Genomic DNA, 12,963 nt, shown 5'->3' with positions numbered 1-12,963 from the left:
CGCCTTCAGTGGTGCAGCACAGGATAAACCGCGAGGCCGATCAGCGCGGCGCCGGTGATGATGACGGGCTCGGGCAGCTTCCTGAACTTCAGCAGCAATGCGACCGTTCCCAGGGACAGCAGGATGGTCGGAACGTCGACGATCGAGCGCTTGGCCAGCACCAGCACTGCACCCGTGATGGCGCCAACCGCGGCCGCCGTGACGCCATCGACAAAGGCGAGGATGGCGGGCAATTTTCCGTACTTCTTGAAATAAGGAGCGGGCAGCACGGTGAACAGATAGCAAGGCAGAAACGTCGCCAGTGCCGCCACGCAGGCGCCGGGTAGTCCCGCCACCAGGTATCCGATAAAGCCGACCGTGATGACAACCGGGCCGGGCGTGATCATGGCCACGGCCACCGCATCGACAAACTGCTTTTCGTTGAGCCACTGGTACTCCGTCACGACACCGCCGTACAGGAACGGCACGATGGCGAGTCCGGAGCCGAAGACAAAGGCGCCTGCCTTGGCAAAGAACAAGCCGATCTGGGTCAGTAGCGACCAGTCCAGCGTGCTCGCCAGGCCGCTTGCGGCGGGTACCTGCACTGCCGCGAGCGCATTGACGCCACTCTGGCGCAGCCATTTGGGCGGGGCGCGCCAGAACCAGGCAAGCACCCCCGCCGCCAGGAACAGCCAGGCGATTTCGGACTCGGTGACGACGGTCACCGCAGCCAGCACCAGGTGGATTGCCCACAGCAGCTTGTCCTTGCCGACGCTCTTCGTGGTCAGCTTATAGGCGCTGATGGCGATAATGCCGATGACGGCGGCACCTACGCCATAGAACACCGATTGCATCCAGGTCAGCCCGCCGAAGCTGACATAGGCCCAACCCAGCGCCAGCACCATCAGGAACGACGGCAGCACGAAGGCCACGCCGGTCAGCGTGGCGCCGAGGATCCGATAGTGGGCGTAGCCCAGGTAGATCGCCAGTTGCGCCGCCATCGGGCCGGGCGCAAGTTGTGCCAGCGCCATCCCTTCCTTGTAGTCGCCATCGCTGATCCAGCCCCGCCGCTCCACCAGGTCGCGATGCATATAGCCGGCCAGCGCGACCGGCCCGCCAAAGCCGGTTGTGCCCAGGCGAAGAAAATAGAGCACGAGCTGCCAGAGGGTATAGGCGGGCTGCTCCGCGGCGTCCGGCGGGGCCATGCCGCCTGATTGCATGCGATTCATCACGGGATCCTGTAAGGAAGCTGGCTATCAGGGCTTCCTGTTGGTGGAAAAGTGTGCGTAAAGCGAATCCAGCACCGCGCCGATTTCCGCCAGCAGGGCGTCATCATCCTTCAGGCGCGCGCGTGCGCCGGCCAGCATGGCCTCGAAGCCGCTGGCTTCCGGTACCGCAATGCCGCCGATGTCCAGCGCATGGACCATGGCGCCTAGCCGGCTGAGCCCGCGGTCGGAATCGAGGCCGAAGCTCGACAGCAGCACTTCGAATGAAACGCGCTCGCCCACATGCGTGAAGGTCGCGCCGTCGAAATCGAAGCCCAGCGCATCGCCAGGGCAATCAGCGGGGTTCTCCAGCCACAGGAAGCGGGCGTGGGGATCGATGAAGCGCTGGATCAGCCAGGCGCTTGCCACGCGGTCCACCCACAAGTTGCGGCGTGTGGCCCAAAGCCGCCCTTGATACTGGACAGGATCCCGGCGAGCAATCGCGTGCGCGAGGGCCTGTGGCTCACCCGGAGACTGGATGGTCTCGATGGCGCGGCTGAAGTCATTCCATTGGGCTTCGGCGCGGGCCGACGCCGCATCGGGGAAGAAGTCGATCATGCGGATCGCTTCGTAGGCACGCCCGTGACGGCGCAGCAGGCGATTGAGTTCGGCGCTGCTTTGATCGGACAGCGACTTGCGCGCCTCTGACAGGGCCGCCTGCAGTTCGGCATAGTCGGGGCTGCGGTCGAACAACGCCCGGAAAGCGCTCTCCTCCTCCGGATCGGCGGCCCGGACATTCAGGAGCCAGGCTTGCCCGCCTTCCTGGCGCGCCTCGTCGGCCAGCTCTCGCAACTGGGCGACCTGCACGTTGCCCGCGGGCAATAGATAGGCGCCGTCACGCAGGGCGGCGCAACCAATGGTCTTGATCGCGCGCCAGATCCGCATCCGGGCGGTGGCGCCGGAGGTTGGTAGCGTGACGATCAGCAGGGCCCAGTTGTCGGAGAACGCTGTCATGAGCGCATGTTAGAAGCCCATAACTCGCATTTCAACAATGTAGATATCTCTACAAAAAACGCTCTTGAGCCACATTTGAGACATGAGCTGGACCCCCGGCCGCGCCCGCACGCGATAGGTCAGGTAAAATCCCGCCCCATGTCGCGCGTGATTGCCATCCTCCTGATGCTGATCCTGCCGCTGCAGGCACTGGCCGCAGCGCAGCGGCAGCTCGCGCATTCCGCCGAGTTCCCGGTGGACCTGGTGGACCTGGTGGACCTGGTGGACCACATGGCGGCGCATGCCGATCATGTCCCCCATCACCACGATGATGACGGGGATATCACGTTCGACGATTCCGCCGCTTCCGCGTCGCACCAGCTTGACTTCGACTACGGCATGCACTTCCAGGCGCCGCTGCCCGGGGGCCTGCCGCTGTCGCTGGCGCAGCGGACGCAGCCCAAACCGTTGTTCCTCGGCGGCCGCATGCCTGATCCCCGCGGCAGTCCACCTTTACGCCCCCCTCACGCGCCCGCCTGACGGCGGGGCACTGATCTCCTGACTGCATCCCGTGGCGCAATGTCTTGTGCCGCGCCCCGCCGCATTTGCTTCGTTTTTGCAATTTGCATTGGGGATTCCATGCGGAAGATTTTCATTTCCATTGTTGCGTCCGCGCTGCTGCTGCCGTCGGCCCATGCCCAGCCAGCGCCGGCGGACCTGCACGCGCTGTTCAATACAGCGTGGGAGCGGTCCGTTGCCTTCCAGGCGACCGAAGGGCGGCGCCTCGAGGCCGCGGCCAGCCGGATCCAGGCCGATTCGCTGATCGCCGGGCCGCCTACGCTCGGGCTGCTGCACCGGGATGACCGCTGGACCGACAAGCGCGGCCTGCGCGAGAGCGAGGTCCAGCTTGGCGTCCCCGTATGGATGCCAGGGCAGCGTGCGGCACGCGGCGACCTGGCCGACGCGCAAGCCGCCGAAGCTGAAGCCGGCGGCGCCCTGGCGCGGCTGAATCTTGCTGCGGAGGTGCGCGAGCGAGTCTGGCAGCTCGCGGCCGCGGAAGCGGAGCGCGATGTGCTGCGGCATCGCGCAGAGATCGCCGCGTCATTGCGCGACGATGTGCGCCGGCGGGTTGCCGCTGGCGACCTCGCGCGCACCGACCTGCTGCTGGCGCAGCAGGACCATCTGGCGGCACAGGGCCTGCTGGCGGACAGCGAGGGGCGGCTGGTGGACGCCAGGACGCGGCTGCTGCAAGCGACCGGGGTATCGGCCCTGCCGCTTCGCTTTGACGAAGCCGCCGCGCCAGTGAGCGACCCTGCTGCCGCCGCCGCGGCCCACCCGCGGCTGGAAGCGGCGCAGCGGTCCGTGCAGCGCGGCGAGCGTCAGGTGGGCTACCTGCGCAAGTCGCGCCGCGACCCGCCGGAAGTCGGCGTGCTGTACCGCAATGACCGTGCGGGCGGCGGCATGCCCAGCGACCAGACCGTCGGCTTGTTCATCAAGATTCCGTTTGCCACCGAGGCGCGCAACATGCCACGCGAGTCGGCCGCGCAGACGGATCTGATGACGGCGCGCGCCGAACTCGACCGCACCGAGCGCGTCGTCCGCTCCGAAATTGACGCAGCACGCCAGGCGCTGTCGCTGGCGGAACAGCAGCTCAGGCTCACCGAAGAGCGCAGCGCCACGCTGTCCGAGCGGGCGGCGCTGCTACGCAAGGCTTTCGATGCCGGCGAACTCGGCTTGCCGGAGGTGCTGCGCGCCCAGAACCACGCCCTCGAAGCCCAAGCCGACCTGGCGCGCCAGCGCGCCCGGCACGGTATCGCCATTGCCAACCTGAACCAGGCTCTCGGAGTGCTGCCATGATCCGCCAGTTCTTTCTGACTTTGCTGCTTTCCTGCGCCTGCATGGCGCATGCCGGGCCCGGGGCCCACGGACCAAACGGCGAACACCTGGACGCGCCGGCAAGCGCCGGCGCTGCCGTGAATGCCCAGCCGATCATCGAAGCCAATACGGAAACATTCGAACTGGTTGGCACCCTGGCTGCCGACGAGCTGTCGGTGATCGTGGATCGCTATGCCACCAACGAACCAGTCCTGAACGGCAATCTGGAGGTCGAGTTCAACGGCATCAGGGCGCAAGGCAAGCTGCACGCCGACTTCGGCGACTATTCCTTTACCGACGAGAAGCTCCTCAGGGCGCTGCACCGGCCCGGCAACCACGCGCTCGTGTTCACGCTGATCGCGGGGAATGAGTCCGACCTGATCGAGGGCAGCCTGAATGTTGTTGCGGACGGGCACGACGCTGGCTTTGGCGCGTTCTGGAAAGCGCGCTGGCCGTGGATCATCCCCGTCGCGCTGGTACTGGCCGCTGCGGCCGGGTTCGTGTGGCGCCGCCATGCCGGCAAGAAGAGCTGAGGCCAGACATCATGTCCAGGATTACAAGATTCGTCGCCATTGCTATGGCATTGGCCGCTAGCGCAGGCATGCCGGTCCAGGCAGGACCCGGTGCCCATGGGCCCGATGGCGAGCACCTCGATGTGGCCGGCGCGGTATCGGGCACCGGCCTGGCCAGGCTGCCGGATGGCAGCGTCCACGTGCCCAAGCTCGCGCAACGGCGCATGGGCATCCGGACCGCGATGCCGCAGGAAGCCACGCATCCGATGACGGTGGAGCTGAACGCCGTGGTGGCGATCGATCCCAATGCCGGCGGCCGGCTCCAGGCAGGCCATGCCGGCTGGATCGAGCCGCCTTCCGGCGGCTTCCCGGTGCTGGGGCAGCGCGTTGCCAGGGGCCAGGTGCTGGCCGTCCTGCGGCACAAGAACGAACCCTTCGATACCGGCAACCAGCAGGCCCGCCTGGCGAGCCTGAGTGCCGACCTCAAGCTGGCGCAGCAGCGGCTGGCGCGGCTGGAGTCGCTGCAGGACAGCATCCCGCGCAAGGAGATCGAAGCCGTCCGCGCGGAAGTCCGCAGCCTGTCCGGCCAGCGCGACGCGGTGGGCAAGAGCCTGCGCCACACCGACAACCTGACCGCGCCGGCCAGCGGAATCATCGCAACCGCCAATGTCCTGGCCGGCCAGGTGGTCGCGCCGGGCGACGTGCTTTACGAAGTGCTGGATCCGGAGCGGATGCTGATCGAAGCCAACACCGCGGATGCCACGCTGGCGGGCCGCATCCAGGGCGGCACGCTGGGCCGCGCGGACGGTGGCAAGCTGGAATTCGTGGGCGCGGGCCGCAGCCTGAAGAACGGGGCCGTGCCGCTGATGTTCCGGCTTGCAGGCAAAACCTTGCCGCTTGCCGTTGGCCAGCCGGTAACCGTGGTAGCCACGCTGACCGACACGGCCACAGGCATTGCGCTGCCAGCCGAGGCGCTGGTGCGCAATGCCAGCAACGTGCCGGTGGTATGGATCAAGTCCGGGACACAGCGCTTTATCGCCCAGCCGGTTGAGGCCCGGGTGCTGGATGCGCGTACCGTGGTCGTGGTCAGGGGCCTGTCGCCGGAGAACCGCGTGGTGGTGTCCGGCGCGGCGCTGATCAACCAGGTCCGCTGAGGGGCGCGCATGTTCAACTGGATTGTTCGCGCGAGTCTTGGCAACCGGCTGCTGGTCCTCGCCGTCGCCGTCATTCTGATGGCGTACGGCGCCTTCACCGCGTGGCGCACGCCGGTGGATGTCTTCCCGGACCTCAACAAGCCGCTGGTGACCGTGATCACCGAAGCCGGCGGCATGGCGCCGCAGGAAGTCGAACTGCTGGCTTCGTTCCCGATCGAGACTGCGCTCAACGGTATGCCGGGCGTCACGCGGGTCCGCTCGGTGTCCGGCGTCGGCTTATCCATCGTATATGCCGAGTTCGACTGGGGCAGCGATATCTATCGCAACCGCCAGCTCGTGTCGGAACGGCTTGCCCTGGTCAGGGAGCAATTGCCCGGCGGGCTCACGCCCATCCTCGGGCCGGTATCGTCGATCATGGGCGAGATCATGCTGATCGCCTTGCCGATCGATCCGGCCAGGGCCAGCCCCATGCAGGCGCGCGAGTATGCCGACTTCGTGCTGCGTCCGCGCCTGCTGTCGGTGGCCGGGGTGTCGCAGGTCATCCCGATCGGCGGCGAGGTGCGCCAGCTACGGGTGGAACCGGACACCGCCAGGATGGCGCAGTTCGGCGTGGCGCTGCCGCAGGTGGAAAACGCGTTGCGCGACTTCGCGGCCAATACCAGCGGCGGCTTCATCGACCTGAACGGCCGCGAATACCTGATCCGCAACCTCGGGCGCACCAACCGCCTGGAAGACCTCAAGGGGCTGGCCGTTGCCTACAAGGACGGCGCGCCGGTGCTCCTCGAGCAGGTGGCGAGTGCACGATATGCCGCGGCGCTCAAGCGCGGCGATGCCGGCTTCAATGGCACGCCGGCAGTGATCGTCAGCGTGCAGAAGCAGCCCGCGGCGGATACGGTCCGGCTGACGCGCGAGCTGGAAGCAGCGCTGGGCGAACTGAAGCGAGGACTGCCGGCAGGCGTGTCCGCGCCGCAAGTCCTGTTCCGGCAGGCGGACTTTATCGAGGCGTCGATCGGCAATGTGGTCGAGGCGCTGCGCGACGGCGCCATCATGGTCACCGTGATCCTGTTCGCCTTCCTGCTGAGCGCGCGCACCACCGCGATCTCGCTGGTCGCGATCCCGCTGTCGCTGGCGGTGACAGCGCTGGCCTTCCATCTGCTGGGCCAGTCGATCAACGTGATGACGCTGGGCGGGCTGGCCATTGCCATCGGCGAGCTGGTCGACGACGCGGTGGTCGATGTGGAAAACATCCTGCGCCGGCTCAGGCAGCGCTCAAGCGTGGAGGACCCGCCGTCCGTGCTGGAAACGATCTGGCGCGCGTCGGTCGAAGTCCGCTCCGGCATTGTCTATGCCACCCTGGTGGTGGTGCTGGTATTCGTGCCGCTGTTCGCGCTGCCTGGCATCGAGGGGCGGCTGTTCGCGCCGCTGGGTATCGCCTATATCGTGTCGATCCTGGCGTCGATGCTGGTGTCGATGACGGTGACCCCGGTACTTTCGTACTACCTGCTGCCGCGGATGAAGCGGCTGGATCATCCTGACAGCCCGCTGGTGGCGTGGCTCAAGCGGGTCGATGCCAGGATCCTGGACCGGTCGTTCCCGCGTGCCAAAGCCGTGCTTGTGACGGCCGCCGTCACGGTCGCGCTGGCGGCCGCCACTGTACCCTTCATGCCGCGGACCTTCCTGCCGTCCTTCAACGAAGGCTCGCTGGTGATGTCGCTGATGCTGAATCCCGGTATTTCGCTGGCCGAAGCCAACCGCATGGGCGCACTGGCCGAGACGCTGGTCCGCCAGGTGCCTGAAGTCACCCAGGTGGGACGGCGCACCGGCCGCGCCGAACTCGACGAACATGCCGAAGGCGTGCATTCGTCCGAGATCGACATCGACCTGAAGCGCTCGGATCGTAGCCGGGAGCAAGTGATGGCCGCGATCCGCGCCCAGCTTGCAAGCCTTCCGGCGTCGGTCGCGATAGGCCAGCCGATTTCGCACCGGCTGGATCATTTGCTGTCCGGCGTGCGGGCGCAAGTCGCGCTCAAGATCTATGGCGATGACCTCGATACGCTGCGCGGGCTGGCGGAGAGCGTGCGCGGGCGGCTCGCTGCCATACCGGGGCTTGTCGATATCACGGTGGAGCGCCAGGTATTGATTCCGCAGGTAAACGTGCGGCTCGACTACCGCAAGGCAGCGCAATACGGCATCCCCGCGGGCGAGGCGCTGAAGGCTCTGCAGACCTTGTCCGATGGTTCGCGCATCACCCAGCTCATCGAAGGCGTGCGCCGCTACGACCTGGTGGTGCGCTTGCCGGATGCCGGCCGCACGCCGCAGGATTTGTCCCGCATCATGCTGGAATCGCCGCGCGGGCCGGTGCCGCTGTCGGCTCTCGCCACTGTCGAAGAGGGCGACGGCCCCAACCAGATTGGCCGCGAGAATGGCCGGCGGCGCATCGTCGTCTATGCCAACACCGACGGCTCGGATATGTCGAGGATCATCAGCGAAGTGCGCGGCGCCGTGGCGCGCGCCGGGCTGCCGGGCGGTTACTTCATCAGCATCGAAGGCCAGTTCCAGGCGCAGGAGCAAGCCACGCAACTGATCGTGCTGCTGTCCCTGGTGTCGCTTGCGCTGATCTACCTGGTGCTCTATTCGCGCTACCGCTCGGCGACGCTGACGCTGATCATCATGGCCAACATTCCGCTGGCGCTGATCGGCAGCGTCATCGCGATGTGGATCGGCGGACTCGCGCTGTCGGTGGCATCGATGGTCGGCTTCATTACGCTGACCGGCATCGCCACCCGCAACGGCATCCTGAAAGTCAGCCACTACATCAACCTGTGCCGCCACGAAGGAGAAACCTTCGGAATCCCGATGATCGTGCGAGGCTCCCTGGAGCGGCTGACCCCGGTGCTGATGACTGCGCTGGTCGCCGCATTTGCGCTGGTTCCGCTGCTGGTGTCGGCCGATGCGCCAGGCAAGGAAATCCTGCATCCGGTTGCCGTGGTGATATTCGGCGGCCTGGTCAGCTCGACCATCCTGGATTCCGTGCTGACGCCGCTGGCCTTCTGGCTGTTCGGGCGCCGCCCGCTGGAGCGGATCCTGTCGCAGCGGCAGGTCGACATGTACTGAACATGGGCCTTGGCAGCGACGCCCCCAAGTTGCTGCATCAATGGAGTATGCGATGAAGAAGCAGATCACAACCATCCTGATTGCCACCAGCCTTGGCGTGTCCGGCCTGGCGCTGGCCCACGGCGCCGGGCCCGCGCAGTACGGCGGCATCGTGCAGGCGGCCAGCGACCTGCAATTCGAACTGGTCAACAAGGATGGCGCAGTCACCATCTATGTTGACGACCACGACAAGAAATTGCCCGTGGCCGGTGCCAGCGGCAAGCTGACGGTGCTGACGGGTGCCAGGAAGACGGAAACCACGCTTGCGCCGGGCGCTGGAAACGCGCTCGTGGCCGCCGACAAGCTGTCGCTGCAGGCTGGCGCCAAGCTGGTTGCGACGATCCGGTTTGCCGACGGCAAGACCGTGACGGCGAGATTCGTGGCGAAGTGATTTGTGGCCAAGTGATTCGTCGACAGTAACAGGTGCCGGCCGGACCAGGGTGGCGAAGGCGGATCATATGTGCCCGTCAACACAGTTCGGAAGCAGGCGGGCCTTCGGCCTGCCTTGACGCCCTCGCCATTGGTGTAGCACCATCGTTCGCTAGCAAAACCTGCTCGACCTCGCCATGAACGACCCGCTCAAACCTTCGCCCACCATCACCAGTGAATGGCAGTCACCGCCGGACCGTACCAGCGTGACTGACGACGCGCATGTCGAAGACATCATCCCGCTGCCGCCGCCCGAACACCTGATCCGCTTTTTCCCGATCCGGAACACGGCGGTCGAGTCGCTGATCACGCAGACGCGGCAGCGTATCGCGCGTATCCAGCATGGCGAGGACGACCGGTTGCTGGTGATCATGGGACCCTGCTCGATCCACGACCCGCAGGCGGCACTCGAATATGCGCGGCTGTTGCTGGAGCAGCGGCAACGTCATGCCGGCACGCTCGAGATCGTGATGCGCGTGTATTTCGAGAAGCCCCGGACCACGGTCGGCTGGAAAGGGCTGATCAATGATCCTTATCTGGACGAGAGCTACCGCATCGACGAGGGCCTGCGCATTGCGCGCAGCCTGCTGGTCGACATCAACCGCCTCGGCCTGCCGGCGGCCGGCGAGTTGCTCGACGTGATCTCGCCACAGTACATCGGCGACCTGATCTGCTGGGGCGCGATCGGCGCCCGCACCACGGAAAGCCAGGTGCATCGCGAGCTGGCTTCAGGCATTTCAGCGCCGATCGGCTTCAAGAACGGCACCGACGGAAATATCAGGATTGCGATCGACGCGATCCAGGCCGCATCGCGACCGCACCACTTCCTGGGAGTGCACAAGAACGGCCAGGTCGCGACGGTGCACACCAAGGGAAATCCGGATTGCCACGTCATTCTCCGCGGCGGCAAGGTGCCCAACTACGATGCGGATTCCGTGGCGGCGGCGTGCCGGGAGTTGCAGGCGGCAGGGCTGGGCGACGCGCTGATGGTGGATTTCAGCCACGCCAACAGCAGCAAGCAGCATCAGCGTCAGCTGGACGTGGCGCGGGACGTGGCGCAGCAGATCCGCAGCGGCAGCCGCTCCATCTTCGGGGTCATGGTCGAGAGCAATCTGGTGGCCGGCGCGCAGAAGTTCACCCCGGGGCAGCACAGCCCGTCCGCCCTGACCTACGGGCAGAGCATTACCGATGCCTGCATCGGCTGGGAGGATTCGCTGGCAATGCTGGACTTGCTCGGCGAAGCGGTCAATGAACGGCGCGGGCACAAGCGCAATTCCTGACCCGCAAGCTACCGGCCTGAGGACCACCCCAGGCCGGTCCAGTCAGCACACGCGTTGCTTCAGGTTGCCGTACCCGCCTGCGCCTCGGCCGCGATCTCCCGGATCGCCTGCTCGAAGGCCTCGACCGGCTGCCCGCCCGTTACCAGGTAGCGGTTGTTGAAGATCACCGACGGCACCGACTGGATGCCCATCTGCTGGTACTGGCGCTCTTCGGCGCGCACCTCGTCGCCGTACTGGCCGCTTTCCAGCACGTGGCGCGCGGCGTCCGCATCCAGGCCGACCGACGCCGCCGCCTCGAGCAGCACGGCATGGTTGCCCGGATCCTTGCCATCGGTATGGTAGGCGCGCAGCAGCGCCAGCTTCAGCGGGACTTGCTTGCCCTCCAGGCCGGCCCAGTGCAGCAGCCGGTGCGCGTCGAACGTGTTGTAGACGAAGGCGCGCTCGCCGAAGGTGAAGCCCACGCCGGCGCCGCGCTCGCGGATCATGGCCTGGGTTTCGGCGATCTGCGCGGGCGTGCGGCCATACTTTTTGCCGAGGTAGTCGACAATGGCCTGGCCTTCGGGGCCCATGTCGGGGTTCAGCTCGAAGGGATGCAGCACGATCTCGGCGTCGACTTTGTCGCCCAGCCGCTGCAGCGCGAGCTGGAGCGAAGACAGGCCGATGGCGCACCAGGGGCAGGCGATGTCGGAGACGAAGTCGATTCTGAGGGGTTGGGTCATGGCGATTTCCTGGCAGGCTCAAACGGGAAGTTGGCCGACAGGGTAGCCTGACTTGCGGATCTTTGCTGGAAGGGCCTTTCCACGGCGGCCGGGCTGGAGGGCCCGGCCGGCAGCGGCGTGTCAGTCCCAGTGGCGGCCCGGGCCGCGGTAATCGCGGTGCCCGTCATGGCGGTGGGCCCATTCGCGCTCGCGCCATTCGCGGCGAGCCTCGCGGTATTCCGCGCGGTGATAGCCGGGGTGATAGCCGGGGTGATAGTCGGCCCGATAGTCCGGGCGATAGCGCACCGGCACCGGGGCCACTACCACCGGGCGTGCCGGGGCGTAGGCGACTGGGGCGGGGGCATACGCTACCGGCGCGGGCGCCGGCACGTAGACCGCCGGGGCCGGGCGGTACACCGTCGCCGGCTCCGCGACCACGACGGCGGGCGCGCCGATATTGATGCCGACGCTGACGCCGGCATGGGCTGCGGCACTCGCCGCCAGCAATGCACCGCCTGCTACTGCCATTGCCAGGATTCGTTTCATGGGTGCCTCCCAAGGGGCGTTGGACATGGGCTCACTGTAGGGGCAGGGTCCGTAATATTGGGCGCTCGAAGTGTTGCAAGTGTGACGCGGTGTAACCTGCCCATCCACCCGCGCGCCTGTATCATGCAGCCTCGCAGTTCATTGCCCCGTGTTGCCCATGCGCCGTACCGTCCTGCCCGCCGCCGCTTTCCTCGCCTTTTCCATCCTTGCCGCAATGCCCGCCGTGGCGCGCGCCGAGCCTGACCTGCAGGCCGGCAAGGCACTGTTTGCCACGCGCTGCGCGTCGTGCCACTACGTCGGCCGCAATGCGCGCGGCGCGTTCGGGCCGCAGTTGAACGGCATCTTCGGGCGCCAGGCGGGTACGACAACGGATTTCCAGTATTCGGAAGCGATGCGCACATCCAGGGTGGTGTGGTCGCGCGACACGTTGAGCGCCTTCCTGCGTTCACCGGCCAAGGTCGTGCCGGGCACCAAAATGCGCTTCTGGGGCATGGGCAACGACAAGCAGATCGAAGACCTGCTCGGATACCTGCAGACCTTCCGGTAAGGCCTCCGCCTAATCCTCTTCGCCGGGGAAATGCGGCCCCGGCCCTGCTCCGGCCAGCGCATCCTGCGGATTGCGCAGCGGGCACGCCTTCAGCGACAAACAGCCGCACCCGATGCAGCCATCGAGCTGGTCGCGCAGCATCGTCAGCGTGCGGATGCGTTCCTCCAGGTCATCGCGCCAGCTGGCCGACAGCCGCCGCCAGTCCGCCACTGTCGGCGCGCGCCCGTCGGGCAGCTTCTGCATCGCCGCCGCGATCACCGCCAGCGGCAGCCCCATGCGCTGCGCCACGCGGATCACCGCCAGCCGCCGCAGCACGGCGCGCGCATAGCGGCGCTGGTTGCCGCCGCTGCGCGTGCTGGCGATCAACCCGCGTGATTCATAGAAATGCAGCGCCGATACCGCGATGCCGGTGCGTTCGGCCACCTGCCCGATCGACAGCAGTTCCTCGGCAGGTCCTGGCCGGCGCCGGCGCGGCGCATCGGCCGTGGCAGGCACGGCGGGAACAGGTCGGGAAGTCTTGGGCATGGCTGGGTGGAGGGAGGGCGGCGGCGGGAATGCCCATGCTACCACCGTGGCCGCGCTTGACCTTAAC

The 12,963-nt window shown here is 66.8% G+C and carries 13 protein-coding genes; 8 read left to right on the top strand and 5 right to left on the bottom strand.

The window, feature by feature from the left end:
• Positions 1-5: 5 nt before the first annotated feature.
• Both IPF36_RS21660 and IPF36_RS21655 read right to left on the bottom strand, forming a co-directional pair.
• Entirely contained in the window at positions 6-1,199 is a 1,194-nt protein-coding gene (locus tag IPF36_RS21660) for a chromate transporter (RefSeq protein WP_135703979.1), read from the bottom strand.
• Positions 1,200-1,235: 36 nt separating this feature from the next.
• Complete coding sequence (locus IPF36_RS21655; RefSeq protein WP_135703230.1) at positions 1,236-2,198, bottom strand: chromate resistance protein ChrB domain-containing protein; 963 nt, start codon at positions 2,196-2,198, stop codon at positions 1,236-1,238.
• Positions 2,199-2,336: 138 nt separating this feature from the next.
• Between IPF36_RS21655 and IPF36_RS21650 the strand changes: the two genes are divergently transcribed.
• The 7 genes from IPF36_RS21650 (at position 2,337) to IPF36_RS21620 (ending at position 10,580) form a co-directional block, all read left to right on the top strand.
• Positions 2,337-2,717: a hypothetical protein gene (locus tag IPF36_RS21650; protein WP_195430169.1), complete on the top strand. Its 381-nt coding sequence runs from the start codon at positions 2,337-2,339 to the stop codon at positions 2,715-2,717.
• A 99-nt stretch (positions 2,718-2,816) separates the two neighbouring features.
• Positions 2,817-4,034 carry a TolC family protein gene (locus tag IPF36_RS21645; RefSeq protein ID WP_195430168.1) on the top strand — a complete coding sequence of 406 codons (1,218 nt, stop codon included), beginning with the start codon at positions 2,817-2,819 and terminating at the stop codon, positions 4,032-4,034.
• Positions 4,031-4,585, top strand: coding sequence for a hypothetical protein (locus IPF36_RS21640; protein WP_195430150.1), 555 nt, complete (start codon positions 4,031-4,033; stop codon positions 4,583-4,585). The genes IPF36_RS21645 and IPF36_RS21640 overlap by 4 nt, the downstream gene beginning before the upstream one ends.
• A gap of 11 nt (positions 4,586-4,596) precedes the next feature.
• Positions 4,597-5,718 carry an efflux RND transporter periplasmic adaptor subunit gene (locus tag IPF36_RS21635; protein ID WP_135703226.1) on the top strand — a complete coding sequence of 374 codons (1,122 nt, stop codon included), beginning with the start codon at positions 4,597-4,599 and terminating at the stop codon, positions 5,716-5,718.
• Between the two features lie 9 nt (positions 5,719-5,727).
• Positions 5,728-8,832 (top strand): efflux RND transporter permease subunit, encoded by a 3,105-nt coding sequence (locus IPF36_RS21630; RefSeq protein WP_195430147.1) that lies wholly within the window; start codon positions 5,728-5,730, stop codon positions 8,830-8,832.
• 52 nt (positions 8,833-8,884) lie between these two features.
• Positions 8,885-9,262, top strand: coding sequence for a hypothetical protein (locus IPF36_RS21625; protein WP_195430144.1), 378 nt, complete (start codon positions 8,885-8,887; stop codon positions 9,260-9,262).
• Positions 9,263-9,437: 175 nt separating this feature from the next.
• Positions 9,438-10,580, top strand: a complete 1,143-nt coding sequence (locus tag IPF36_RS21620; RefSeq protein ID WP_218959656.1) for a 3-deoxy-7-phosphoheptulonate synthase — start codon at positions 9,438-9,440, stop codon at positions 10,578-10,580.
• A gap of 59 nt (positions 10,581-10,639) precedes the next feature.
• Here the strand turns inward: IPF36_RS21620 and IPF36_RS21615 are convergent, their stop codons facing one another.
• Both IPF36_RS21615 and IPF36_RS21610 read right to left on the bottom strand, forming a co-directional pair.
• The gene (locus IPF36_RS21615) at positions 10,640-11,299 is read right to left on the bottom strand and encodes a DsbA family oxidoreductase (protein ID WP_135703223.1); all 660 of its coding nucleotides are present in this window, start codon (positions 11,297-11,299) and stop codon (positions 10,640-10,642) included.
• A 120-nt stretch (positions 11,300-11,419) separates the two neighbouring features.
• Entirely contained in the window at positions 11,420-11,824 is a 405-nt protein-coding gene (locus IPF36_RS21610; protein WP_195430141.1) for a hypothetical protein, read from the bottom strand.
• A gap of 157 nt (positions 11,825-11,981) precedes the next feature.
• Here IPF36_RS21610 and IPF36_RS21605 point away from each other — a divergent pair, with 157 nt between their 5' ends.
• On the top strand, positions 11,982-12,371 hold the full coding sequence (locus IPF36_RS21605) for a c-type cytochrome (protein WP_133095955.1): 390 nt from the start codon (positions 11,982-11,984) through the stop codon (positions 12,369-12,371).
• Positions 12,372-12,380: 9 nt separating this feature from the next.
• Here the strand turns inward: IPF36_RS21605 and soxR are convergent, their stop codons facing one another.
• A complete protein-coding gene (gene soxR, locus IPF36_RS21600) occupies positions 12,381-12,896 on the bottom strand; it encodes a redox-sensitive transcriptional activator SoxR (RefSeq protein ID WP_255519865.1) in 516 nt (171 codons plus the stop codon).
• Between the last annotated feature and the right edge of the window lie 67 nt (positions 12,897-12,963).

Origin of the sequence: Cupriavidus sp. IK-TO18, assembly GCF_015549295.1 — a bacterium.
Classification (GTDB): Bacteria; Pseudomonadota; Gammaproteobacteria; order Burkholderiales; family Burkholderiaceae; genus Cupriavidus; species Cupriavidus oxalaticus_A.
This window is presented reverse-complemented; position numbering and strand designations above follow the sequence as displayed.

Coding starts and splice junctions, on each gene's coding strand:
- IPF36_RS21660 (WP_135703979.1), bottom strand. CDS start 1,199: ATGCAATCAGGCGGCATGGCCCCGCCGGACGCCGCGGAGCAGCCCGCC.
- IPF36_RS21655 (WP_135703230.1), bottom strand. CDS start 2,198: ATGACAGCGTTCTCCGACAACTGGGCCCTGCTGATCGTCACGCTACCA.
- IPF36_RS21650 (WP_195430169.1), top strand. CDS start 2,337: ATGTCGCGCGTGATTGCCATCCTCCTGATGCTGATCCTGCCGCTGCAG.
- IPF36_RS21645 (WP_195430168.1), top strand. CDS start 2,817: ATGCGGAAGATTTTCATTTCCATTGTTGCGTCCGCGCTGCTGCTGCCG.
- IPF36_RS21640 (WP_195430150.1), top strand. CDS start 4,031: ATGATCCGCCAGTTCTTTCTGACTTTGCTGCTTTCCTGCGCCTGCATG.
- IPF36_RS21635 (WP_135703226.1), top strand. CDS start 4,597: ATGTCCAGGATTACAAGATTCGTCGCCATTGCTATGGCATTGGCCGCT.
- IPF36_RS21630 (WP_195430147.1), top strand. CDS start 5,728: ATGTTCAACTGGATTGTTCGCGCGAGTCTTGGCAACCGGCTGCTGGTC.
- IPF36_RS21625 (WP_195430144.1), top strand. CDS start 8,885: ATGAAGAAGCAGATCACAACCATCCTGATTGCCACCAGCCTTGGCGTG.
- IPF36_RS21620 (WP_218959656.1), top strand. CDS start 9,438: ATGAACGACCCGCTCAAACCTTCGCCCACCATCACCAGTGAATGGCAG.
- IPF36_RS21615 (WP_135703223.1), bottom strand. CDS start 11,299: ATGACCCAACCCCTCAGAATCGACTTCGTCTCCGACATCGCCTGCCCC.
- IPF36_RS21610 (WP_195430141.1), bottom strand. CDS start 11,824: ATGAAACGAATCCTGGCAATGGCAGTAGCAGGCGGTGCATTGCTGGCG.
- IPF36_RS21605 (WP_133095955.1), top strand. CDS start 11,982: ATGCGCCGTACCGTCCTGCCCGCCGCCGCTTTCCTCGCCTTTTCCATC.
- soxR (WP_255519865.1), bottom strand. CDS start 12,896: ATGCCCAAGACTTCCCGACCTGTTCCCGCCGTGCCTGCCACGGCCGAT.